The organism is Xanthomonas sp. MUS 060, from assembly GCF_000963215.1.
GTDB lineage: Bacteria > Pseudomonadota > Gammaproteobacteria > Xanthomonadales > Xanthomonadaceae > Xanthomonas_A.
Genome location: NZ_JZIM01000015.1, coordinates 35,353 through 57,930, shown reverse-complemented (window position 1 = coordinate 57,930; position 22,578 = coordinate 35,353). Strand labels below are relative to the sequence as shown.

Genomic DNA, 22,578 nt, shown 5'->3' with positions numbered 1-22,578 from the left:
GGGAACGCAGCCTGTCGCAAAAAGAGTGATCCGTCCGCCCGTCTTAGCGCAGGCGAAGGCGGTGGTTAGATGGATGCAGAGAAGCGATAGCCAGAGCCACGCACGGTCTGCACCATGTTTTCCACGGAGAATGGTTCGAGCGTCTTGCGCAGACGGCGGATGTGCACGTCGATGGTGCGCTCCTCCACGTACACGCTGCCGCCCCACACGTGGTCCAGCAACTGTGCGCGGCTGTACACGCGCTCGGGGTGGGTCATGAAGAAATGCAGCAGGCGGTATTCGGTCGGACCGATCGGAACCGGCGCGTCGCCGGCGAACACCCGGTGCGCGGCGCCGTCGATGCGCAGGTTGCCGACCGAAACGCTGCCGTCCTCGTCGTCCTCGCGGGTGCGGCGCATCACCGCACGGATCCGCGCCAGCAACTCGCGCGCGGAAAACGGCTTGACCACGTAGTCGTCCACGCCGGCTTCCAGGCCCCCGACCCGGTCGTTCTCCTCGCCGCGGGCGGTGAGCATGATGATCGGCACTTCGCGGGTCATCGCATCCTTGCGCCAGCGCCGTGCCAGCTCAAGGCCACTGGTACCGGGCAGCATCCAGTCCAGCAGGATCAGGTCCGGAACCCGGTCGGCGATCAGGCTCTGCGCTTCCCGCGCGTCGCCGGCATGCACCGGCTCGAAGTCCCCCTTGCGCAGGGCAAACGCAACCATGTCGCGGATGGCGGGCTCGTCGTCGACGATCAGGATGCGTTTCTGCACAACGGCACCGTGGAACTGGGGAGAGAGATCGCCAGTAGACTACGGTTTTGTTGCGATTAAGTGACGCATGCGACGGTCGCGTTTCAGTGCCGTTGCATTTCCTCGTCTTGTACGCCCTGGGCGGCGTAATTCCAGTACGGTCGGGGTGATGGCGGCGATGCGCGCATCGATCCGTGAACGTGACACGTAATCCAGATCGCCGCGCTTCTTCAGGTTATTCAGTTGGATCAGCGCCTGTTCCGGATGTCCGTTCAGGTAGGCGGCTTCGGCGTAGGCTTCGCCGGCGCGGGTGTCGTCGCCGGCCAGCTCGCAGGCGCGGGCGAAGATGCGTTGGAATATCGGGTCCTCCGTCGCCGCGCCCAGGAGTGGGCGTAGCGCGGCCTGTGCCCGCTTCCCCGCCCCGCGTCCGCCTTGTTCGTTGAGCACTGTGGCGAAGCTCAGCGCGATCGCGCGGTTGTTGGGCATACGCTTGAGCAGGGCGTCGAAGTGTTGCTCGGCTTGTTGGGGGTGCCCGTTTCGGGCCTCCGCTTCGGCTACCGCCAGACTGAGCCACCAGTTGTCCGGGTGGGCTTGCAGCAAGCTCTCCAGTGTCTTTGCGGCTTCCTGCGGGCTGCCACCGCCGCGTAACCGCGCCAGCGCCAGTCCATAGCGCTGCGCATCGCTCAGGCCCTGCTTGCTGCCTTGGCGAAGGGCCTCGTATTCGCGGACTGCATCGGCCGGGGTGTTGGCGCTGAGGACGCGCAAGCGCTCGCGCGCCCAATCGAACTGGCCGCTGACACCGTGCGAATAGCTGGTGAACGGTAGTTGCAGGTTGCCTGGCAGTAATGGATTGCTCGGTGCGCCCAGGGGCTGGCTGAGCGATACGTCGTTTGGGTCGACGCGTTCTTGCAAGGTGCCGCCCGGTACGCTGGTGACCAAGGTCAGGGTGTTCTTCTTCATCTGCTCGGCGCGTTCGTGCGCTTCGCTGATGCGGGTGGCGGTGACCGGGTGGGTCATCAGGAAGTCCGGTGTGGTGTAGCCCCCCTGGTTGCCGCGCATCGCCAGCGACATGCGGTCGAAGAAGCCGGCCATCGCATCGACGTCGTAGCCGCTGCGTGCCAGGGTGCGAATGCCCAGGCGATCAGCTTCCGACTCGTTGGAACGGGTGAAATTGATCTGCCGTTGTTGCATCAGCCCCAAGCCGCTGGCGATCGCCGCCTGGGTCGCCTGACCGCCGGAGCGGCCACCGGCTTGCTGCGCGGCCACCACTGCGGCGAGCATGCCGAGCAGGATTGGCACCTGGTCGCGCTGCGCGCGCTCCACCCCGCGTAGCACGTGCTTCTGGGTGATGTGGGCGATCTCGTGCGACAGCACGGCGGCCACTTCGTCCTCGCGCTCGGCGACCAACACCAGCCCGGCATTGACCGCGACATAGCCGCCGAGGGTGGCGAAGGCGTTGATCTGGCGGTCGCGCAGCATGCGGCGTAATTCCAGTACGGTCGGGGTGATGGCGGCGATGCGCGCATCGATCCGTGAACGTGACACGTAATCCAGATCGCCGCGCTTCTTCAGGTTATTCAGTTGGATCAGCGCCTGTTCCGGATGTCCGTTCAGGTAGGCGGCTTCGGCGTAGGCTTCGCCGGCGCGGGTGTCGTCGCCGGCCAGCTCGCAGGCGCGGGCGAAGATGCGTTGGAATATCGGGTCCTCCGTCGCCGCGCCCAGGAGTGGGCGTAGCGCGGCCTGTGCCCGCTTCCCCGCCCCGCGTCCGCCTTGTTCGTTGAGCACTGTGGCGAAGCTCAGCGCGATCGCGCGGTTGTTGGGCATACGCTTGAGCAGGGCGTCGAAGTGTTGCTCGGCTTGTTGGGGGTGCCCGTTTCGGGCCTCCGCTTCGGCTACCGCCAGACTGAGCCACCAGTTGTCCGGGTGGGCTTGCAGCAAGCTCTCCAGTGTCTTTGCGGCTTCCTGCGGGCTGCCACCGCCGCGTAACCGCGCCAGCGCCAGTCCATAGCGCTGCGCATCGCTCAGGCCCTGCTTGCTGCCTTGGCGAAGGGCCTCGTATTCGCGGACTGCATCGGCCGGGGTGTTGGCGCTGAGGACGCGCAAGCGCTCGCGCGCCCAATCGAACTGGCCGCTGACACCGTGCGAATAGCTGGTGAACGGTAGTTGCAGGTTGCCTGGCAGTAATGGATTGCTCGGTGCGCCCAGGGGCTGGCTGAGCGATACGTCGTTTGGGTCGACGCGTTCTTGCAAGGTGCCGCCCGGTACGCTGGTGACCAAGGTCAGGGTGTTCTTCTTCATCTGCTCGGCGCGTTCGTGCGCTTCGCTGATGCGGGTGGCGGTGACCGGGTGGGTCATCAGGAAGTCCGGTGTGGTGTAGCCCCCCTGGTTGCCGCGCATCGCCAGCGACATGCGGTCGAAGAAGCCGGCCATCGCATCGACGTCGTAGCCGCTGCGTGCCAGGGTGCGAATGCCCAGGCGATCAGCTTCCGACTCGTTGGAACGGGTGAAATTGATCTGCCGTTGTTGCATCAGCCCCAAGCCGCTGGCGATCGCCGCCTGGGTCGCCTGACCGCCGGAGCGGCCACCGGCTTGCTGCGCGGCCACCACTGCGGCGAGCATGCCGAGCAGGATTGGCACCTGGTCGCGCTGCGCGCGCTCCACCCCGCGTAGCACGTGCTTCTGGGTGATGTGGGCGATCTCGTGCGACAGCACGGCGGCCACTTCGTCCTCGCGCTCGGCGACCAACACCAGCCCGGCATTGACCGCGACATAGCCGCCGAGGGTGGCGAAGGCGTTGATCTGGCGGTCGCGCAGCATGAAAAAGGTGAACTTCTGCTGCGGCTGATCGCTGTTGGCACCGAGTCGGGTGCCGATGGTCTGCAACCAGTCCTCGATCAAGGGGTCCTCCAGGACATAGCCGTAGCTGCGCAATTCGGCCAGCATCATCTTGCCGTACTCGGCCTGCCGCGCCGGGGTCAGCAATTCGCCAGCCGAGGAGCCGATGTCCGGTAGTTTGTTCTCCTGTGCCGGCGCAACGGCGCAGGCGATGGTGAGGGTGATCGCGAAGGCAAGCGGCAGCAGGCGCAAGACAGGCTCCATGTGGGGCTGGCGGGCGCCAGGTGGCGTCCGGAGACGGCGGTGAGACCAGAGTGATCCGCAGTGTTGCGGCTGCGGACTCGAAAATCCACCCAGGCGCTACCATAGTGACTTAGACCTTCCAGATTGCCCGGAGTTTCCCGTGGACAACCCAACCGTCGAGGCTGACCAGGCCGGCCTGCCGCCGATCACTGTTTATTCCACCGCGATCTGTCCCTACTGCGTGGCGGCCAAGAATTTCCTCAAAAGTAAGGGATGTAGCTGGAGCGAGGTGCGGATCGATCTGGATCCAGCCGAGCGCGACAAGATGGTCGCCCTGACGCATCGCACCAGCGTGCCGCAGATCTTCATCGGCGATGTCCATGTGGGCGGCTACGACGACATGATGGCGCTGCATCGGGCCGGCAAGCTGGAACCGCTGCTCGATGCCCATGCTTCCGGTGGACAGGGATGAGTGCGGTGGGCGAGGGCGGTGCCGAGGAGCGCGTGCGTGCATTCACCGAGTTCCGGCAACGCATGAATCAGCGCATTCTGGACGAGCCGAATCAGGTGGTCAGGCGCTTCTTCGCGCTGGATACGCAGACCTACCAGGCCGGTGCGTTGGACGTGAAGACCAAGGAGCTGCTCGGTCTGGTCGCCTCGCTCGTACTGCGTTGCGACGACTGCATCAGTTACCACGTGGCCCAGTGCAAGGACGCGGGAGTCAGCCGCGAGGAATTCTTCGAGACCTTCTCGGTGGGGCTGGTGGTCGGCGGCTCGATCGTCATCCCACACCTGCGCCGTGCGGTGGATTTTCTGGATACTCTCGACGCCGGTGCCGCCGCGCCGGCGGCGCATGCGCATGATTGACGCTGTCTCCCGTCGCGCTCCCCCCGACTCGTGCCGATGGCGCGCTGGCGGGGCTGGCGCGGTTTGGGTGCTTTCGCCCGCTTCGGGCATAATTACACTTGAAACCTCCTTGCGCCTGCAGCCCGGTTTCCGGGCGGCGCTCCTTCTCTGTACGGAATCGGCAATTTTATGACGCAGACAATCACGATCATCCGTGGCGATGGCATCGGCCCCGAGATCATGGACGCCACCCTGTTCGTGCTCGATGCGCTGAACGCTGGCCTCACCTACGAGTATGCCGACGCTGGTCTGGTTGCGCTGGAGAAACATGGCGACCTGTTGCCTGCCGCGACGCTGGAATCGATCCGCAAGAACAAGATCGCGCTCAAGAGTCCGCTGACCACGCCGGTGGGCGAGGGTTTCAGCTCGATCAATGTGGCCATGCGCCGCCAGTTCGATCTGTACGCCAATGTGCGTCCGGCCAAGTCGTTCCCCAATACCAAGTCGCGCTTCGGTGCCGGGGTGGATTTGATCACTGTGCGCGAGAACACCGAAGGCGCATATTTGAGCGAAGGCCAGGAAGTGTCGGCCGATGGCGAGACCGCGCTGTCGATGGCCAAGGTCACCCGCAAGGGCTCCGAGCGCATCGTCCGCTATGCTTTCGATCTGGCCCGCGCGACCGGCCGCAAGAAGGTCACTGCGGTACATAAGGCCAACATCATCAAGTCCACATCGGGCTTGTTCCTGAAAGCGGCGCGCGAAGTCGCGGCGCACTATCCGGAGATCGAATTCCAGGAAATGATCGTCGATAACGCGTGCATGCAGTTGGTGATGCGCCCGGAACAATTCGATGTCATCGTCACCACCAACCTGTTCGGCGACATTTTGTCGGACCTGTGCGCCGGTCTCGTTGGCGGCCTCGGCCTGGCGCCGGGTGCCAACATCGGTGTGGATGCGGCCATCTTCGAAGCCGTGCACGGCTCCGCCCCGGACATCGCCGGGCAGGGCAAGGCCAATCCTTGCGCGCTGCTGCTGGGTGCGGCGCAACTGTTGGACCACATCGGCCAGCCGCAGAATGCCGAACGTTTGCGCAATGCCATCGTCGCCACGCTGGATGCCAAGGACGGGTTGACGCCGGACCTGGGCGGCAGTGGCAACACCAAAGGTGAACTTCTGCTGCGGCTGATCGCTGTTGGCACCGAGTCGGGTGCCGATGGTCTGCAACCAGTCCTCGATCAAGGGGTCCTCCAGGACATAGCCGTAGCTGCGCAATTCGGCCAGCATCATCTTGCCGTACTCGGCCTGCCGCGCCGGGGTCAGCAATTCGCCAGCCGAGGAGCCGATGTCCGGTAGTTTGTTCTCCTGTGCCGGCGCAACGGCGCAGGCGATGGTGAGGGTGATCGCGAAGGCAAGCGGCAGCAGGCGCAAGACAGGCTCCATGTGGGGCTGGCGGGCGCCAGGTGGCGTCCGGAGACGGCGGTGAGACCAGAGTGATCCGCAGTGTTGCGGCTGCGGACTCGAAAATCCACCCAGGCGCTACCATAGTGACTTAGACCTTCCAGATTGCCCGGAGTTTCCCGTGGACAACCCAACCGTCGAGGCTGACCAGGCCGGCCTGCCGCCGATCACTGTTTATTCCACCGCGATCTGTCCCTACTGCGTGGCGGCCAAGAATTTCCTCAAAAGTAAGGGATGTAGCTGGAGCGAGGTGCGGATCGATCTGGATCCAGCCGAGCGCGACAAGATGGTCGCCCTGACGCATCGCACCAGCGTGCCGCAGATCTTCATCGGCGATGTCCATGTGGGCGGCTACGACGACATGATGGCGCTGCATCGGGCCGGCAAGCTGGAACCGCTGCTCGATGCCCATGCTTCCGGTGGACAGGGATGAGTGCGGTGGGCGAGGGCGGTGCCGAGGAGCGCGTGCGTGCATTCACCGAGTTCCGGCAACGCATGAATCAGCGCATTCTGGACGAGCCGAATCAGGTGGTCAGGCGCTTCTTCGCGCTGGATACGCAGACCTACCAGGCCGGTGCGTTGGACGTGAAGACCAAGGAGCTGCTCGGTCTGGTCGCCTCGCTCGTACTGCGTTGCGACGACTGCATCAGTTACCACGTGGCCCAGTGCAAGGACGCGGGAGTCAGCCGCGAGGAATTCTTCGAGACCTTCTCGGTGGGGCTGGTGGTCGGCGGCTCGATCGTCATCCCACACCTGCGCCGTGCGGTGGATTTTCTGGATACTCTCGACGCCGGTGCCGCCGCGCCGGCGGCGCATGCGCATGATTGACGCTGTCTCCCGTCGCGCTCCCCCCGACTCGTGCCGATGGCGCGCTGGCGGGGCTGGCGCGGTTTGGGTGCTTTCGCCCGCTTCGGGCATAATTACACTTGAAACCTCCTTGCGCCTGCAGCCCGGTTTCCGGGCGGCGCTCCTTCTCTGTACGGAATCGGCAATTTTATGACGCAGACAATCACGATCATCCGTGGCGATGGCATCGGCCCCGAGATCATGGACGCCACCCTGTTCGTGCTCGATGCGCTGAACGCTGGCCTCACCTACGAGTATGCCGACGCTGGTCTGGTTGCGCTGGAGAAACATGGCGACCTGTTGCCTGCCGCGACGCTGGAATCGATCCGCAAGAACAAGATCGCGCTCAAGAGTCCGCTGACCACGCCGGTGGGCGAGGGTTTCAGCTCGATCAATGTGGCCATGCGCCGCCAGTTCGATCTGTACGCCAATGTGCGTCCGGCCAAGTCGTTCCCCAATACCAAGTCGCGCTTCGGTGCCGGGGTGGATTTGATCACTGTGCGCGAGAACACCGAAGGCGCATATTTGAGCGAAGGCCAGGAAGTGTCGGCCGATGGCGAGACCGCGCTGTCGATGGCCAAGGTCACCCGCAAGGGCTCCGAGCGCATCGTCCGCTATGCTTTCGATCTGGCCCGCGCGACCGGCCGCAAGAAGGTCACTGCGGTACATAAGGCCAACATCATCAAGTCCACATCGGGCTTGTTCCTGAAAGCGGCGCGCGAAGTCGCGGCGCACTATCCGGAGATCGAATTCCAGGAAATGATCGTCGATAACGCGTGCATGCAGTTGGTGATGCGCCCGGAACAATTCGATGTCATCGTCACCACCAACCTGTTCGGCGACATTTTGTCGGACCTGTGCGCCGGTCTCGTTGGCGGCCTCGGCCTGGCGCCGGGTGCCAACATCGGTGTGGATGCGGCCATCTTCGAAGCCGTGCACGGCTCCGCCCCGGACATCGCCGGGCAGGGCAAGGCCAATCCTTGCGCGCTGCTGCTGGGTGCGGCGCAACTGTTGGACCACATCGGCCAGCCGCAGAATGCCGAACGTTTGCGCAATGCCATCGTCGCCACGCTGGATGCCAAGGACGGGTTGACGCCGGACCTGGGCGGCAGTGGCAACACCAATGGGCTTTGCCAAGGCCATCGCCAGCCGTCTGTGAGGCGAAGTGTGGCGGAATCGGTCAAAAAAAACAGGGCGCCATGCGGCGCCCTGTTGCGTTGTGGATCGGGGCTCGCGGGATGCGTGCCGATGCCGTCAATTGCGCGATTGCAGCTTCGACAGCAGGCGCAGGAACTCGATATACAGCCACACCAACGTGACCATCAGGCCGAACGCGCCATACCATTCCATGTATTTGGGCGCGCCCTGTTTTACGCCGCTCTCGATGAGATCGAAGTCCAGCACTAGGTTCAGCGCTGCCACCACGACCACGAACAGGCTGAACACAATGCCGACCGTGCCCGAGCCATGGATGTAGGGAATCTGGATGTGGAACAGGCCCAGCACGGCGGTCGCCAGATACACCAGGGCGATGCCGCCGGTGGCCGCGACCACGCCCAGCTTGAAGTTTTCGGTGGCCTTGATCACGCCGCTGCGGTAAGCGAACAGCAAGGCAAACAAGGTGCCGAAGGTGAGCATGACTGCTTGCATCACGATGCCGTTGAAGCGATGTTCGTACAGTGCCGAAATCGATCCAAGGAAGAAGCCTTCCACCAGCGCATACAGCGGCGCGGTGATCGGCGACCATTGCTTTTTCATCGTGGTGATCAGGGCCAGGATGAAGCCACCGATCGCGCCGCCCAGGACGTAGCCGATCACGCCCGATGCGACCACCTCGCGGCCTGCGGCATCGACCGAAAGCGATTGGCTCCATGCGAATGCGGCGGTCAAAACGGTCAGCAGCAGCAGGGCGCCGGTTTTGTTGACGGTGCCGTTCAGGGTCATCGCTCCGCCATCGCGCGCGATCACCGCGCCGCTGCCGAGGTCGAGGAAGGTGGATTCTTTCAGCGCAGGGTTGCCGCTGCGGATCATGCTGTTTCTCCAAGTAAAAAATCGCTCCGACTGATGTCGGTGCTAGGCGTCGAGCATAGCGCAGGCGATGTCGCACGCGCGCGACGTTGACAGGGAGGCGTCAGCTTCCCACAATAGCCGACCTTCGCAGCCTCGGCCGCGAGGGGTGTTCTGCCGGGGTATAGCGCAGTCTGGTAGCGCGCCTGCTTTGGGAGCAGGATGTCGGGGGTTCGAATCCCTCTACCCCGACCAATCCGATGTGCAACGGCTCAGAGGAATGCGACAATCCGGAATGGGCGCCCGTAGCTCAACTGGATAGAGCACCGGCCTTCTAAGCCGGCGGTTACAGGTTCGATTCCTGTCGGGCGCGCCAACATCGGCGTCTGGCAGGCAGTGCAAGTGTTCAATGGTGGCTGTAGCTCAGCTGGTTAGAGTACTGGATTGTGATTCCAGATGTCGGGGGTTCGAGTCCCCTCAGCCACCCCATTGACCGCGTGAACCGCTGCTTTTCGGGATGTTGCAAGAAAGCCAGAAAGCACATACGATGTGCGACTAAGTTTTAGGGCCGTTAGCTCAGTTGGTAGAGCAGTTGACTCTTAATCAATAGGTCCAAGGTTCGAATCCTTGACGGCCCACCAAAAATAGAAAGGCGCCTGCTGAAACAGGTGCCTTTTTCTTTTCCGCATAGCCTGCAACAATGTGTGCCGGTAGGCGCGTTCGGCGCCAAAGCGCGAAAGTGGCGGAATTGGTAGACGCCCTGGTTTTAGGTACCAGTGCCGCAAGGCGTAGGGGTTCGAGTCCCCTCTTTCGCACCATCCATCGGTCAGGTCTGGCATGGGTCTCAAGGCCTGATAGGTCAGCCTCTTCCCGTGTCGCTGGCTCATGGCGTTCGGCCTTGCCCTGGCAGGCATGGCGGGAATAGGCCAAACTATCCGGCTGCGGTCGTCCCGTGCCCGCGTCCAATCCGTATTCTTCTATATCGTGCCGAGAGCCGTTCGCTCCCGGTGGCAGGAGTCCACATGCAAGCTTCGATCGAAACCACCGGTAACCTGGAACGGCGTTTGACTTTCACCTTGCCGGAGGAGCGTCTGCAAAGCCATGTCGGCGGTCGCCTGCGCGAAGTCGCGCGCACCGCTCGGATCAAGGGCTTCCGTCCCGGCAAGATCCCGGCCAAGGTGATCGAGCAGCGTTTCGGGCCGCAGATCCGCGCCGAGGCGTTGGATGGCCTGCTGCGCGAGACCTTCGACTCGGCGGTGCGCGAGCACGCGCTGCGTCTGGCTGGCAATCCGCGTATTGACCGCGCCGACGACAACGCGTTGCAGTTCGTGGCGACGTTCGAGGTGGTGCCCGAGTTTGGCGATATCGACGTTTCCGCGTTGCAGGTCATTCGTCATACCGCCGAGGTCACCGACGCCGACATCGCGCAGATGATCGAGAACCTGCGTCTACAGCGCCGTACCTGGCAGCCGGCTGGGCGTGCGGCGCAGGATGGCGATCTGGTGACCTTGGAGACCTGGTCGCAGGTGGGTGATGAGCGCTTGCCCGCCGAAGGTGTGGAGAAGGGCAGCAGCGTGATCGGCTCGGGTGTCATGTTCCCGGCGATCGAGCAGGGCTTGCTCGGCCTGTCCAAGGACGAGGAAAAGACCCTTTCGGTCGATTTTCCTGCCGACTGGCGCGTGCCGCAGTTCGCCGGCAAGCAGGTGCAGGTGCATGTGAAGGCGGTCGAGGTCGCTGCCCCGGTGTTGCCGGAGGTGGACAAGGAGTTCATCAAGAGCTTTGGCGTGAAGAGCGGTGATCTCGAGCAGTTCCGCAAAGACATTCGTGTCAACTTGGAGCGGGAGCTCAAGGGGGCGCTGATGAATCGCCTGCGCCGCGAGGTGGGTGAGCAACTGATCGTTGCCTATGCGTCGGTGGAGATGCCGCCGCGTCTGGTCGAGAACGAGGCGCGCGCGATGCTGGCCGAACAGGTCGAGCAGATGCGTCGCGCCGGTCGCGATCCGGGTCAGGTGCCGGACGATGCGCATCAGGGCTTCCTGGATGCCGCACGCAAGCGCGTGCTGGTTGGCTTGTTGGTTGGCGAGGTCGCGCGCCGCAACGAGTTGCGTTTGGACCCCAAGCGGGTTTCGGAGACGCTGCGCCTGATCGCTTCGACCTACGAGGAGCCGGAGCAGGTCATTGAGATGTACCGCAACGATCCCCAATTGATGGGGGGGCTGCAGAGCCGCGTGATGGAAGAGCAGGTGATCGATTGGATCGCCGAGCGCGCCCAGCACACCGAGCAGGCGATGACGTTCCAGGAAGCGATCCGCCAATAAGGTGGCACCATGCCGTGGCCCGCATCGTGCATGCGGGTTGCGGATGTAAGCCCATGCCTCCGCAGTTGCGGAGTGGACATGAGAAACCCTGCACACCCGTGCAGGCACGACACACAGCAGCAGGAGATCACCGCGTGGACAATGTAACCAAGGCCTTGAATATGGTTCCGATGGTGGTCGAGCAGACCAGTCGCGGCGAGCGTGCTTACGATATTTACTCGCGCTTATTGAAAGAGCGCCTTATTTTCCTGGTCGGCCCGATCGACGACCACATGGCCAACGTGGTCGTGGCGCAGTTGCTGTTTCTTGAAGCGGACAATCCGGAAAAGGACATCAGCCTCTACATCAATTCCCCAGGTGGCGTGGTCACCGCAGGCATGGCGATCTACGACACCATGCAATACATCAAGCCGGACGTGAGCACCATCTGCGTCGGTCAGGCCGCGTCGATGGGCGCGCTGTTGCTGGCCTCGGGTGCGGCCGGCAAGCGCTACGCATTGCCGAATTCGCGGGTGATGATCCACCAGCCGCTGGGAGGCTTCCAGGGGCAGGCGACCGATATCGACATCCACGCGCGTGAGATTCTGACCCTGCGTGCGCGACTGAACGAGGTGTTGGCCAAGCACACGGGCCAGTCGCTGGAAACGATTGCCCGCGACACCGAGCGCGATAACTTCAAAAGTGCCGCCGATGCGCAGTCCTACGGGCTCGTCGATCAGGTGTTGGAGCGTCGCCCTGATGAGTCGATCCAGCCGGCATAAGGCTTGCATGTACTGGAAAACGTGGCGTATTCCGCAGGGTCGGGGTCGGGCTAGCGTCCATCCGGCCCTGTGTTATTCTCGAAATCGAACCCCCGTGCATCGGGTGGGGTAACTGGGTAAGCGAAGCTAATGAGCGAAGACCGGCAAGGCCGTTCCGGCGACAGCAACAAGATTCTTTACTGCTCGTTCTGCGGGAAGAGTCAACACGAGGTCCGCAAGCTGATTGCGGGGCCGAGTGTGTTCATCTGCGACGAATGCGTCGAGTTGTGCAACGACATCATTCGCGAGGAGCTCGAGGAAAAGGCGCAGTCCGCACGCAGTAGCCTGCCCAAGCCGCGCGAAATTCTGGAAGTGCTCGACCAGTACGTGATCGGCCAGCAACGCGCCAAGCGCACGCTGGCCGTGGCGGTGTACAACCATTACAAGCGTATCGAGAGCCGGCAGAAGAACGACGAGGTCGAACTGGCCAAGTCCAACATCCTGCTGGTCGGCCCGACCGGTTCTGGCAAGACGTTGCTGGCCGAGACGTTGGCGCGTTTGCTCAATGTTCCGTTCACCATCGCCGATGCGACCACATTGACCGAAGCCGGCTATGTCGGCGAGGATGTGGAGAACATCATCCAGAAGCTGCTGCAGAAGTGCGACTACGACGTCGACAAGGCGCAGCATGGCATCGTCTATATCGACGAAATCGACAAGATCTCGCGCAAGAGCGAGAACCCGTCGATCACCCGCGATGTGTCCGGCGAAGGCGTGCAGCAGGCACTGCTGAAGCTGATCGAAGGCACGGTGGCCTCGGTGCCGCCGCAGGGCGGGCGCAAGCATCCACAGCAGGAATTCCTGCAGGTGGACACCAAGAATATTCTGTTCATCTGCGGCGGTGCCTTTGCCGGGCTGGACAAGGTGATCCAACAGCGTTCCAACGATGCCGGTGGCATCGGCTTCGGCGCGAAGGTCAAGAGTGTCGAGCGCAAGCGCGAAGTCGGCAAGATCCTGGCCGAGGTCGAGCCGGAAGACCTGATCAAGTTCGGTCTGATTCCCGAGTTCGTCGGTCGTCTGCCGGTAGTGGCCACGCTCGAGGAGCTGGACGAGCCGGCGTTGATCAAGATATTGACCGAGCCGAAGAACGCGATCACCAAGCAGTTCAAAAAGCTGTTCGAGATGGAAGGTGTGGAACTGGAATTCCGTCAGGACGCACTACTGGCCATCGCCAAGAAAGCGCTCAAGCGCAAAACGGGCGCACGTGGCCTGCGCACCATCGTCGAGTCCGTGCTGTTGGACACCATGTACGAACTGCCGTCGCAGGAAAACGTCAGCAAGGTGGTCGTGGACGAGTCGGTGATCGAGCACAAGTCCGAACCCTACCTGATCTACCAGACGCCTCCGGCGCCGGCCAAGCTGGCCTCTGCGGAGTGAGCCGAATGGCACCTGCGCCGATCCTGCGGCAGCTCCAGACTGTGCGGTAAGTCGCTGAAAAGGAAGAATATCTTTCTGCGCCCTTGCATCATCCTGCCGATGGCCCCATAACGGGGCCATCGGCGTTTTTATGGCCGCGCGTCACGCGTCCCCGCCTCCCATATCGGAATCCTCATGGCCCAGTCTCCATCCGAAGTCCTCGACCTGCCGGTGTTGCCGTTGCGCGACGTGGTGGTCTTTCCGCATATGGTCATCCCGCTGTTCGTCGGTCGTGACAAATCCATGCGTGCGCTCGAGCATGCGATGGAGGCAGACAAGCGCATTCTGCTGGTCGCGCAGAAATCCGCCGAGACCGACGATCCGGTGGCGGTCGATCTGTACAACGTCGGTACGTTGGCGCAGGTGCTGCAACTGCTTAAGTTGCCCGATGGCACCATCAAGGTGCTGGTCGAAGGTCTGTCGCGTGTCAGCGTGAACAAAGTGGTCGAGCGCGACGGTGCGCTCCAGGGCGAAGGCCGCGAGATCGATGCCGCCGAGTCACGCGAGGAGCGTGAAGTGGAGGCGATCGCGCGTTCGTTGATGTCGCTGTTCGAGCAATACGTCAAGACCAACCGTAAATTGCCGCCGGAATTGTTGCAGACGCTGTCGGGCATCGATGAGCCCGGACGTCTGGCCGATACCATCGCCGCACACATCGGCGTGCGTCTGGCCGACAAGCAACGCCTGTTGGAAATGCTCCAGGTGGGCGAGCGGCTGGAGATGCTGGTCGGTCTGGTCGATGGCGAAATCGACGTGCAGCAGTTGGAGAAGCGCATCCGTGGTCGGGTCAAATCGCAGATGGAGAAAAGCCAGCGCGAGTACTACCTCAACGAGCAGATGAAGGCGATCCAAAAGGAACTGGGTGACCTCGACGATGCGCCGGGTGAGCTGGAGGAACTGGCGCGCAAGATCGCCGAGGCGGGTATGCCCAAGCCGGTGGAGACCAAGGCCAAGGCCGAGCTCAACAAGCTCCGGCAAATGTCGCCGATGTCGGCCGAAGCCGCGGTAGTGCGTAACTATCTCGATTGGTTGCTGGGCGTGCCGTGGAAGAAGCGCAGCAAGGTGCGCAAAGATCTGAAGGTGGCACAGGAAACCCTGGATGCCGATCACTACGGGTTGGAGAAGGTCAAAGAGCGCATCCTCGAGTACCTCGCCGTGCAGTCGCGGGTGAAGCAGATGAAGGGGCCTATCCTGTGCCTGGTCGGGCCGCCGGGTGTCGGCAAAACCTCGCTGGGTCAGTCCATTGCCAAGGCCACCAATCGCAAGTTCGTGCGGATGTCGCTGGGTGGCGTGCGCGACGAGGCGGAGATTCGCGGACATCGCCGCACTTACGTCGGTTCAATGCCGGGCCGCATGGTGCAGAATCTCAACAAGATCGGCAGCAAGAATCCTTTGTTCGTGCTCGACGAAATCGACAAGATGTCGATGGATTTCCGTGGCGATCCGTCCTCGGCGCTGCTGGAAGTGCTCGATCCGGAGCAGAACAACGCCTTCAACGATCACTATCTGGAAGTGGACCTGGATCTGTCCGAAGTGATGTTCGTGGCCACCTCCAATTCGCTCAATATCCCCGGTCCGCTGCTGGATCGCATGGAGGTGATCCGCATCCCCGGCTATACCGAGGACGAGAAGCTCAACATCGCCACGCGTTACCTGACGCCCAAGCAGCTCAAAGCCAATGGGCTCAAGCAGGACGAATTGGAAATAGGCGCCGATGCGATCCGCGACATCGTGCGTTACTACACGCGCGAGTCCGGCGTGCGTAACCTCGAGCGCGAAGTCGCCAAGATCTGCCGTAAGGTGGTCAAGGAGATCGCACTGGCCGGTCCGCAGCCGGCGGCCGTGGCAAAGAAAATGACGGCGAAGAAAGGGCGCGCGGGCAAGGACAAGGCGCGGGTCAGCGTCGGCTCCAAGAATCTGGAAAAGTATCTGGGTGTGCGTCGCTTCGATTTCGGTCGTGCCGAGGAGCAGAATGAAATCGGTCTGGTCACGGGGCTGGCCTGGACCGAGGTTGGTGGCGACCTGCTGCAGATCGAATCGACCCTGGTGCCGGGAAAGGGGGCGGTGATCCTGACCGGCCAACTCGGCGATGTGATGAAGGAATCGGCCTCTGCCGCGCTATCGGTAGTGCGCTCGCGCGCCGAGCGGCTCGGCATCGAGGCCGACTTCCTGCAGAAGCAGGATGTGCACTTGCACGTGCCCGATGGCGCCACGCCCAAGGATGGTCCCAGCGCAGGCATCGCGATGGTGACCTCGCTGGTGTCCATGCTGACCAAGGTGCCAGTGAAGGCCGACGTGGCGATGACCGGCGAGATCACTTTGCGTGGGCGCGTCTCGGCGATTGGCGGGCTCAAGGAAAAACTGCTGGCCGCGTTGCGTGGTGGCATCCGCACCGTGTTGATTCCAGAGGAAAACCGCAAGGATCTGGCCGACATCCCAGAGAACGTGACCCGCGATCTGAAGATCGTGCCGGTGAAGTGGATCGACGAAGTGCTCGATCTGGCGCTGGAGCGGCCGCTGACGCCCAAGGCTGCCACCACTGACGGCGAGCAGGCACCGGTACGGCGCAAGCAGAAGGCGTCGTCGAATGCGCGCGTTAAGCACTGACGCGCGCTGAACCGGGTTCACGTAAGTAGCTCAAACCCTCGCCGTTGCTGGCTTTTCGGCTTGCGCGGGTATGTGCCCGCTGGTATAAATGTAAGGCTTAAGAGCGCCTTAAACGGATATGCTCGGTAGTGCAAATCAATCGGGGCTTCGTCAGGCGAGGCAGGCCAAGCCTATACCCGATCCTTAATTCCGCGGCGTTCTGCCGCACATGGAGTCATCAAGAAATGAATAAAGCCGAACTGAACGACGCTATCGCCGCTGCTGCCGATATTTCCAAGGCCGAAGCTGGTCGTGCCGTCGATGCCTTCGTGTCCGAAGTCACCAAGGCCTTGAAGAAGGGTGACAGCGTGACCCTCGTGGGCTTCGGCACCTTCCAGGTGCGCGACCGTGCCGAGCGCACTGGCCGCAACCCGAAGACCGGTGACTCCATCAAGATCGCCGCCTCGAAGAACCCGACCTTCAAGGCTGGCAAAGCGCTGAAGGATGCCGTAAACTAATCGACTCGCTGGGGTGCTTAGCTCAGCGGTAGAGCGTCTCCTTTACACGGAGAGGGTCGGGGGTTCGAAACCCTCAGCACCCACCAAAGCACCAGGCAGCAAGTTTAAAAAGCGGAGTGGTAGTTCAGTCGGTTAGAATGCTGGCCTGTCACGCCGGAGGTCGCGGGTTCGAGTCCCGTCCACTCCGCCAGTTGTACAGAAGCCTCTGAGAAATCAGAGGCTTCTTTTCTCGCAGGAACCGCGCCGCGTTTCATTCCGGCCGGGCCGCTCCGGGAAAACAGGCCATTGTGCCTGTCACCGTTCGAATGCGGAGTGGTAGTTCAGTCGGTTAGAATGCTGGCCTGTCACGCCGGAGGTCGCGGGTTCGAGTCCCGTCCACTCCGCCACGTTGCACGCAAACCCTCCGAGTGATCGGGGGGTTTTTTATTTATGTCTTTTCCGTGTTTCTTCGGTGCGTGGCGCCCGCGTTCTCTGGCTCCTTGCTCTTGTGGCGCATTTCGTCCGGCGTAGCCCTCCTCTGCGGGGTGTGAAGCGGGTTAAACTGTTGGGCTTGCTAATAGGCCTTTGGTTCCCAATGCTGCAGACACTTCGCGAAAAGACCTCGGGCTGGATCGCCACTGCGATCATTGGCCTATTGATGATTCCGTTCTTGTTCGTCATCGATACCAGCTACCTTGGTGGCGTCGGTGCCAATAACGTGGCCAAGGTGCAGGCGCCGCCGTCATGGTGGTCATCGGCGCCGTCGTGGTGGCCTGTCTCCTTGTTGTGGCAACATCAAGAGATCAGCACGGAACAATTCCGCATGGGCTTGGAGCAGGCGCGTCAGCAGGCACGCCAGCAGCAGGGCGAGGCATTCGACCCGCGCGAGTTCGAAAGTATCGACAACAAGCGCAAAGTACTGGACCAACTGATCGACGAGCAGGTGGTCAAGCTGGCCGCAGAGCAGGCCGGCGTGGCCATCGGCGATGCCGCTGTGCGCGATTACATCGCCAGCATTCCGGCTTTCCAGAACGATGGCAAGTTCGATCCGGAGCGTTATCGTTTGGCGTTGGCGTCGGGCACGCCGCCGCGCACGCCGGCCATGTTCCAGCAACTGGTGCGCGATGCGCTGCAACAATCGGTCATTCCCACTGGCCTGATGGAATCGGCGTTTGTCAGCAAACAGGAAGCCGAGCGTCTGATGAAGATGCTGCGCGAGACCCGCGATGTGGAGTTGGCGCTGCTGCCGGAGATGCCCGCCGACACCACGCCAGTCAGCGATGCGCAGGTGCAGCAGTGGTACGACACGCATACTTCCGACTTCAAGCAGCCGGAAACCGTGTCGATCGAGTATGTCGAATTGAACGCGGCCAACTTGCCGCCGTCCAAGCCGGCCGACGAGGCCACCTTGCGCAAGCGCTACGAGGAAGAAAAAGCCCGCTTCGTCGAACCCGATCAACGCCTTGCCTCGCACATTCTGATCAGCGCCGGCAAGGACGCGGCTTCGCAGAAGGCGGCTGAAGCCAAGGCGATCAAGCTGGCCGCCGAGGCCAAGCGACCCGGTGCCGATTTCGCCGCATTGGCCCGTGCCAACTCCGACGATCCCGGTTCCAAGAACGCGGGCGGCGATCTAGGCTGGGTCGAGAAGGGCGTGATGGTGAAGCCATTCGAGGATGCGTTGTTTGCGATGAAGCCCGGCGAGATCGTCGGCCCGGTGAAGAGCACGTTTGGCTATCACGTGATCCAACTGCGTGAGGTCAAGGGAGGCAAGGGCAAGTCGTTCGAACAGGTGCGCGACCAGCTCGCCGCCGAACAACTGCAGGCCGACAACGAAAAGGCCTTAAGCGCACTGAGTGGCAAGCTGGTGGACGAGGTGTACAAGAACCCGACCGAGCTGGCATCGGCGGCGAAGGACGTCGGCTTGCCGGTGCAGACCCTGGGGCCGTTCACCCGCGCCAGCGCCAGTGGTATCGCGGCACAGCCGGCAGTATTGCGGGCGGCATTCTCCGACGCGCTGGTGCAAGACGGTACGGTCAGCGACCCGATCAACCTGGGGCCGAACCATAGCGTGATGATCCGTGTCACCAAGCACCAGTTGGAGCAGGTCCTGCCGTTGGCCAAGGTGCACGAGCAGGTGATCGCCGCAGTGCATGCCGACCGTGCCGCCAAAGCGGCGTCAGCCAAGGCCGATGCCTTGCTGGCACGGTTGCGCAAGGGCGAGCCTTTGCAGGCGCTGGCTGGCCCGGAGAAGTTGCAGATCAACCCGATGCCCGCTCTGTCGCGCAGCGCGCCGATGCCTAGCCCCGAAGCCAATCGCACGATCTTCAGCGCACCGCTGCCGATCGCTGGCAAGCCGTCGTTCGGTAAGGTCGTCTTGCCTGCGGCGCCGGGTACAGGTGGCAAGCGCTATGCGCTGTTCGCGGTCACCAAGGTAACGCCTGGCGATTTGAGTAAAGTGCCGGCCGAGCAACAGACTATGTTCAAGCAGCAGTTGGCGCAGCTCGAAGGTGCGGCCGATGCCAAGGCCTATGTCGATGCAATGCGCAAGCGTTACAAGGTGAGCGTGCAGGAAGCGCAGTTGTAAACGGATCTCCTGCCTTGATGGCATGTACGACAGGCCCGGCATTGCCGGGCCTGTCGCGTTTGGGAGGGTGAGGGCGTGTCGGCGTGCGTTCGCGGTCGGTTCGTCTGTTTGCGGCGTGCGCCATATCGCATCGTCGGTACGCCTGTTCATCCGACTGCGGCGCGTTTCGCGCCTACCACGCGACGCTGCTCGTTCCGCTGGATGAGGCGGTGCGCGCACCCCTCATGCTTATGGCCGGGGCATGCAGTCTCAGTCTGCGTAGTTCAAGACCATGCCGGGACGCAGCAGGCTGCCTGCCGACAATCCGTTTTGTGTCAGTAACGCCTGTACGGTGATGCCATAGCGCTTGGCGATGCTCCAGGCGGTGTCGCCATCGCGGACCGTATGCGTGTGTCGGCGTGGCCTGGATGGGCGCGGACCGGTAGTAGTAGGCATCGCCGATGCGCTGGTCGTGGTGCTGCTGGCGCTGGCGGCGATCGCTGTTGCCGTGTCCTGTGACGTTGGCGTGCCGCGCTGGGCAAGTGCTGAGCCGCTGCTCATCCCGAGCGGTGCCAACACGGGCAGTGCGCGCTTGTTGTGACGTCTGTTGTCGAGGGCGGCATTGAGCCGTGCGAGCTGGTTGCTCGGTAGTGTCCGCTGCCGAGCCCAGTCGTCCAGGGCCATGCCGGCTGGCAGGATCTGCGCTTGCAGGATGGGCACGTCCCGATCCAGCGATGCCATCCATTCGGCGTGGGTCTGGGCCTGCTCCAGCACGCAGGCCAGTGCGTGCAGTTTCTCGACGTAGGCGTAGGTGACCGACGCCATGCCCGGCAATTTATCCGGGTGCGTGCCGTGGACATTCATGCCAGCGTGGCGCACGGACTGGAGGACGCGAGATTCGCCGCCGTTATACGCCATCAGCGTCAGCCGCCAATCGCCGCCGAACATCCCGTGCAGCGTCTGCAGATAGCGCAATGCGGCGCGTGTGGATTCCACTGCCGACAAGCGGCCGTCATAGCTGCTTTCCACCGCGACATCGTGGCGACGTGCGGTGGCGGGAATGAACTGCCACAAGCCGGCCGGACCATTGCGGCGGCTACGCGCGGCCGGTCGATAGCCGCTCTCCACGAACGGGATCAGTGCGAACTCGGTCGGCAAGTTCACCGCGCGCAGTTCATCGATCACGTAACCGAACAGCGGCAGCACGTCTTCGTCCGCGTTGGCCAGGCGTGCCGGTGCGTGCGCGAACTGCTGCTGCGAGCGCGAATCGCTGGTGCTGGCATCGCAGTGCGCGTCGGCCAGGCCGTCGCGGAAGCGTGCCAGGATGTCGCGGCCATTGCGGGTCGTCGCGGGTGGTAGCGATGTTGGATCCGCGGGTAACGCGTTCACCCCGGCCATGGTCTGTTCCAGCGTGGTACCCAGCGGCGTGGCAATCGTCGTGCAGGGCAATGCCGACGCCAACGTCAGCGCGGCAGTGAAAGCCAGCGCTTTCATGCGTGGAAAGCGTCTTTCCAGCGCCTCAATTCAGCGAAGATGTCCACGTCCTGCGCAGTTGTGTCGTCCGCCGCGTGGCCGAGGCGGGCACCGACAGCCCGCCGGATCGCAGGCGAGGCCGTGCGCAAGAACGGATTGGTCGCCATCTCGCTAGCGAGTGTGACCGGGACAGTGGGATGTGCGGCATGGCGCATGGCCTGGACTTCCTGATAGCGCTGCCGCAGGGCGACGTTGGTGGGATCGACCATGACGGCGAATGCCGCATTGGCCAGGGTGTATTCATGCCCGCAGCACACCAGCGTCTGGCCAGGTAGGGCAGAGAGCCGTTGCAGCGAAGTCAACATCTGGGAAGGCGTACCTTCGAACATGCGTCCACATCCCAGGCTGAATAGGGTATCGCCACTGAACAAGTAGCCATGGCCGACATAGGCCAAATGCGAGCGGGTGTGGCCCGGGACGGCGATGGTGTCGAACCGCCAGTGTAACGCCTGGATGCTGTCGCCGTGGCCGACCCGCTGGCTGGCGCAATCGATGCGCGGATCCTCCGGCGCGTATACCGGTAGTTCCGGCCACCGCGCACGCAGGGCCGAGACGCCGCCAATGTGATCGTCGTGGTGATGGGTGAGCAGGATCGCCGCTGGCTGCAATCCCTGCGCTGCGGCCTCGAACACCGGTTCGGCCTGGCCGGGATCGACCAGTAATGCCTGCCCATCGTCTGCGGCGATTGCCCAAATGTAATTGTCTTGGAATGCCGGCAGGGTGATCAGTCGCATAGAATCAGCACCATGCCCGCCGTTCTACGCCCTCGTCAAGCCAATGTCTCATCCTGGTTTGATACAGCCGGGGCACAAGTGTTGCTGCAGGCTGAACAACCGCTGATCCAGGAGGCGTTGCTCAAGCGTCCCGCACAGCCCTGGCTGTGGCTGGCCCCGCTGCCGTCGATGCCGCTGTCGCGCGAGGTGCCGGGGCGTGGCCTGCGCCTGCATCGCAGTGCAAAAGGGTATGCGGGCGACCTGATCTGCAGGTTGCCGTTGCCTCTGCCATCGGAGAGCGTCAATGCGATCGTGTTGCAGCACGTGCTGGCCGCCGATGCGCTCGCCTTGCTGGAAGAGTGCGAGCGGGTGCTGATGCCCGGCGGTCGGCTGTGGTTGTTCGTGCTCAACGCGATGAGTCCGTACCGGCTGCGTTGGCGCCGTCAGGGGCTGGTGGCGCGACCGCCAGGCAGTTGGCGCGGCTTGCTCGAACAGGCCGGCTTGCCATGCCTGGAGCAACTGCGGTATCTCGGACCGGTGTGGCCGACCCGCGCCGGGACCGGCTCGATCGCATCGACCGCACCGCTGCGCGCGGTCTGCCTGTTGCAGGCGGAAAAGCGCACCGCCGCTGGCATCGGTCCCATTCCGTTGCGCGCGCCGCTGCGTTGGCGCGGCTCGGTCGCTTCTATCTGAATTCCCAATGGATCCTCATGAAGACTGTTGATATCCATACCGACGGCGCTTGTCTTGGCAATCCTGGCCCCGGTGGCTGGGCCGCGTTGCTGCGCTACAAGGATCAGGAACGCGAGGTGGCCGGTGCCGAGGCGCACACCACCAACAACCGCATGGAGCTGATGGCGGCGATCATGGCGCTGGAGACGCTCAACGCGCCCTGCCAGATCGTGTTGCATACCGACTCGCAGTACGTGCGTCAGGGCATCACCGAGTGGATGCCGGGCTGGGTGCGGCGGCAGTGGAAGACCGCTGGCGGCGATCCGGTCAAAAATCGCGATCTGTGGGAGCGGCTGCACGCCGCCGCGCAGCGGCACGCGATCGACTGGCGCTGGGTCAAGGGCCATAACGGCGACCCGGATAACGAGCGGGTCGATCAACTGGCGCGCGACCAAGCGTTGCGTGTGCGTGCCGGTGGCGGCGCGGTCGCCTCCTGAACCCTCTTTTCCCT

The 22,578-nt window shown here is 63.0% G+C and carries 17 protein-coding genes, 8 tRNA genes and 3 pseudogenes; 22 read left to right on the top strand and 6 right to left on the bottom strand.

What is annotated here, in order from left to right:
* Window positions 1-65: 65 nt before the first annotated feature.
* Together phoB and XANALMUS060_RS23065 are read right to left on the bottom strand one after the other, a co-directional pair.
* A complete protein-coding gene (gene phoB / locus XANALMUS060_RS13120) occupies window positions 66-755 on the bottom strand; it encodes a phosphate regulon transcriptional regulator PhoB (protein ID WP_045738800.1) in 690 nt (229 codons plus the stop codon).
* Window positions 756-794: 39 nt separating this feature from the next.
* Window positions 795-3,833, bottom strand: coding sequence for a M48 family metalloprotease (locus XANALMUS060_RS23065; protein ID WP_343122978.1), 3,039 nt, complete (start codon window positions 3,831-3,833; stop codon window positions 795-797).
* Window positions 3,834-3,972: 139 nt separating this feature from the next.
* Here XANALMUS060_RS23065 and grxC (XANALMUS060_RS13105) point away from each other — a divergent pair, with 139 nt between their 5' ends.
* The 3 genes and pseudogenes from grxC (XANALMUS060_RS13105) to XANALMUS060_RS13095 all read left to right on the top strand — a co-directional run.
* Window positions 3,973-4,284, top strand: coding sequence for a glutaredoxin 3 (gene grxC, locus XANALMUS060_RS13105; RefSeq protein ID WP_045738799.1), 312 nt, complete (start codon window positions 3,973-3,975; stop codon window positions 4,282-4,284).
* Entirely contained in the window at window positions 4,281-4,679 is a 399-nt protein-coding gene (locus XANALMUS060_RS13100; RefSeq protein ID WP_045738798.1) for a carboxymuconolactone decarboxylase family protein, read from the top strand. Before grxC (XANALMUS060_RS13105) ends, XANALMUS060_RS13100 begins: the two co-directional genes overlap by 4 nt.
* Window positions 4,680-4,847: 168 nt before the next feature.
* Window positions 4,848-5,819, top strand: a pseudogene (locus XANALMUS060_RS13095) (isocitrate dehydrogenase); the annotation flags it as partial.
* On the opposite strand, the pseudogene XANALMUS060_RS22120 reads toward XANALMUS060_RS13095, so the two are convergent.
* Window positions 5,820-6,098, bottom strand: a pseudogene (locus tag XANALMUS060_RS22120) (M48 family peptidase); the annotation flags it as partial. It abuts the pseudogene before it with no gap.
* Between the two features lie 139 nt (window positions 6,099-6,237).
* Between XANALMUS060_RS22120 and grxC (XANALMUS060_RS13090) the strand changes: the two are divergent.
* From grxC (XANALMUS060_RS13090) to XANALMUS060_RS13080, 3 genes and pseudogenes are all read left to right on the top strand, one after another.
* Window positions 6,238-6,549, top strand: a complete 312-nt coding sequence (grxC, locus tag XANALMUS060_RS13090; RefSeq protein WP_045738799.1) for a glutaredoxin 3 — start codon at window positions 6,238-6,240, stop codon at window positions 6,547-6,549.
* Window positions 6,546-6,944, top strand: coding sequence for a carboxymuconolactone decarboxylase family protein (locus XANALMUS060_RS13085; RefSeq protein ID WP_045738798.1), 399 nt, complete (start codon window positions 6,546-6,548; stop codon window positions 6,942-6,944). The genes grxC (XANALMUS060_RS13090) and XANALMUS060_RS13085 overlap by 4 nt, the downstream gene beginning before the upstream one ends.
* Before the next feature lie 168 nt (window positions 6,945-7,112).
* A pseudogene (locus XANALMUS060_RS13080) lies at window positions 7,113-8,121 on the top strand (isocitrate dehydrogenase).
* Window positions 8,122-8,216: 95 nt separating this feature from the next.
* On the opposite strand, the gene XANALMUS060_RS13075 reads toward XANALMUS060_RS13080, so the two are convergent.
* A complete protein-coding gene (locus tag XANALMUS060_RS13075) occupies window positions 8,217-8,990 on the bottom strand; it encodes a Bax inhibitor-1/YccA family protein (RefSeq protein ID WP_082065121.1) in 774 nt (257 codons plus the stop codon).
* A 157-nt stretch (window positions 8,991-9,147) separates the two neighbouring features.
* Between XANALMUS060_RS13075 and XANALMUS060_RS13070 the strand changes: the two genes are divergently transcribed.
* The 14 genes from XANALMUS060_RS13070 (at window position 9,148) to XANALMUS060_RS13005 (ending at window position 19,170) form a co-directional block, all read left to right on the top strand.
* Window positions 9,148-9,224: transfer RNA gene (locus tag XANALMUS060_RS13070), tRNA-Pro, on the top strand.
* A gap of 44 nt (window positions 9,225-9,268) precedes the next feature.
* Window positions 9,269-9,345, top strand: a tRNA-Arg gene (locus XANALMUS060_RS13065).
* 36 nt (window positions 9,346-9,381) lie between these two features.
* A tRNA-His gene (locus XANALMUS060_RS13060) sits at window positions 9,382-9,458 on the top strand.
* A 76-nt stretch (window positions 9,459-9,534) separates the two neighbouring features.
* A tRNA-Lys gene (locus XANALMUS060_RS13055) sits at window positions 9,535-9,610 on the top strand.
* 92 nt (window positions 9,611-9,702) lie between these two features.
* Window positions 9,703-9,787 (top strand) — tRNA-Leu (locus XANALMUS060_RS13050).
* A 204-nt stretch (window positions 9,788-9,991) separates the two neighbouring features.
* Window positions 9,992-11,287: a trigger factor gene (tig, locus tag XANALMUS060_RS13045; RefSeq protein WP_045738796.1), complete on the top strand. Its 1,296-nt coding sequence runs from the start codon at window positions 9,992-9,994 to the stop codon at window positions 11,285-11,287.
* A 134-nt stretch (window positions 11,288-11,421) separates the two neighbouring features.
* Complete coding sequence (clpP, locus tag XANALMUS060_RS13040; RefSeq protein WP_045726940.1) at window positions 11,422-12,048, top strand: ATP-dependent Clp endopeptidase proteolytic subunit ClpP; 627 nt, start codon at window positions 11,422-11,424, stop codon at window positions 12,046-12,048.
* Between the two features lie 129 nt (window positions 12,049-12,177).
* Window positions 12,178-13,464, top strand: coding sequence for an ATP-dependent Clp protease ATP-binding subunit ClpX (clpX, locus tag XANALMUS060_RS13035; protein WP_012915123.1), 1,287 nt, complete (start codon window positions 12,178-12,180; stop codon window positions 13,462-13,464).
* Window positions 13,465-13,638: 174 nt separating this feature from the next.
* Window positions 13,639-16,110 (top strand): endopeptidase La, encoded by a 2,472-nt coding sequence (gene lon / locus XANALMUS060_RS13030; protein ID WP_045738795.1) that lies wholly within the window; start codon window positions 13,639-13,641, stop codon window positions 16,108-16,110.
* 179 nt (window positions 16,111-16,289) lie between these two features.
* Window positions 16,290-16,607, top strand: coding sequence for an HU family DNA-binding protein (locus tag XANALMUS060_RS13025; RefSeq protein ID WP_255352375.1), 318 nt, complete (start codon window positions 16,290-16,292; stop codon window positions 16,605-16,607).
* A gap of 11 nt (window positions 16,608-16,618) precedes the next feature.
* A tRNA-Val gene (locus XANALMUS060_RS13020) sits at window positions 16,619-16,693 on the top strand.
* A gap of 27 nt (window positions 16,694-16,720) precedes the next feature.
* Window positions 16,721-16,797, top strand: a tRNA-Asp gene (locus XANALMUS060_RS13015).
* Between the two features lie 119 nt (window positions 16,798-16,916).
* Window positions 16,917-16,993, top strand: a tRNA-Asp gene (locus tag XANALMUS060_RS13010).
* A gap of 188 nt (window positions 16,994-17,181) precedes the next feature.
* Window positions 17,182-19,170 (top strand): peptidylprolyl isomerase, encoded by a 1,989-nt coding sequence (locus tag XANALMUS060_RS13005; protein WP_045738794.1) that lies wholly within the window; start codon window positions 17,182-17,184, stop codon window positions 19,168-19,170.
* Window positions 19,171-19,419: 249 nt separating this feature from the next.
* On the opposite strand, the gene XANALMUS060_RS13000 is transcribed toward XANALMUS060_RS13005, so the two are convergent.
* Window positions 19,420-20,643 carry a lytic transglycosylase domain-containing protein gene (locus XANALMUS060_RS13000; RefSeq protein ID WP_045738793.1) on the bottom strand — a complete coding sequence of 408 codons (1,224 nt, stop codon included), beginning with the start codon at window positions 20,641-20,643 and terminating at the stop codon, window positions 19,420-19,422.
* Window positions 20,640-21,416 (bottom strand): hydroxyacylglutathione hydrolase, encoded by a 777-nt coding sequence (gene gloB, locus XANALMUS060_RS12995; RefSeq protein WP_045738792.1) that lies wholly within the window; start codon window positions 21,414-21,416, stop codon window positions 20,640-20,642. Before gloB ends, XANALMUS060_RS13000 begins: the two co-directional genes overlap by 4 nt.
* 12 nt (window positions 21,417-21,428) lie before the next feature.
* On the opposite strand from gloB, the gene XANALMUS060_RS12990 reads away from it, so the two are divergent.
* The gene (locus tag XANALMUS060_RS12990) at window positions 21,429-22,088 is read left to right on the top strand and encodes a hypothetical protein (protein WP_045738791.1); all 660 of its coding nucleotides are present in this window, start codon (window positions 21,429-21,431) and stop codon (window positions 22,086-22,088) included.
* Window positions 22,089-22,105: 17 nt separating this feature from the next.
* The gene (gene rnhA, locus XANALMUS060_RS12985) at window positions 22,106-22,564 is read left to right on the top strand and encodes a ribonuclease HI (RefSeq protein ID WP_045726946.1); all 459 of its coding nucleotides are present in this window, start codon (window positions 22,106-22,108) and stop codon (window positions 22,562-22,564) included.
* Window positions 22,565-22,578: the final 14 nt, after the last annotated feature.

What these genes read in the sequence shown, in the direction of transcription:
- XANALMUS060_RS23065 (WP_343122978.1), bottom strand. Translation starts at nt 3,833, where the DNA reads ATGGAGCCTGTCTTGCGCCTGCTGCCGCTTGCCTTCGCGATCACCCTC.
- XANALMUS060_RS13100 (WP_045738798.1), top strand. Translation starts at nt 4,281, where the DNA reads ATGAGTGCGGTGGGCGAGGGCGGTGCCGAGGAGCGCGTGCGTGCATTC.
- XANALMUS060_RS13085 (WP_045738798.1), top strand. Translation starts at nt 6,546, where the DNA reads ATGAGTGCGGTGGGCGAGGGCGGTGCCGAGGAGCGCGTGCGTGCATTC.
- tig (WP_045738796.1), top strand. Translation starts at nt 9,992, where the DNA reads ATGCAAGCTTCGATCGAAACCACCGGTAACCTGGAACGGCGTTTGACT.
- clpX (WP_012915123.1), top strand. Translation starts at nt 12,178, where the DNA reads ATGAGCGAAGACCGGCAAGGCCGTTCCGGCGACAGCAACAAGATTCTT.
- lon (WP_045738795.1), top strand. Translation starts at nt 13,639, where the DNA reads ATGGCCCAGTCTCCATCCGAAGTCCTCGACCTGCCGGTGTTGCCGTTG.
- XANALMUS060_RS13005 (WP_045738794.1), top strand. Translation starts at nt 17,182, where the DNA reads ATGCTGCAGACACTTCGCGAAAAGACCTCGGGCTGGATCGCCACTGCG.
- XANALMUS060_RS13000 (WP_045738793.1), bottom strand. Translation starts at nt 20,643, where the DNA reads ATGAAAGCGCTGGCTTTCACTGCCGCGCTGACGTTGGCGTCGGCATTG.
- gloB (WP_045738792.1), bottom strand. Translation starts at nt 21,416, where the DNA reads ATGCGACTGATCACCCTGCCGGCATTCCAAGACAATTACATTTGGGCA.
- XANALMUS060_RS12990 (WP_045738791.1), top strand. Translation starts at nt 21,429, where the DNA reads ATGCCCGCCGTTCTACGCCCTCGTCAAGCCAATGTCTCATCCTGGTTT.
- rnhA (WP_045726946.1), top strand. Translation starts at nt 22,106, where the DNA reads ATGAAGACTGTTGATATCCATACCGACGGCGCTTGTCTTGGCAATCCT.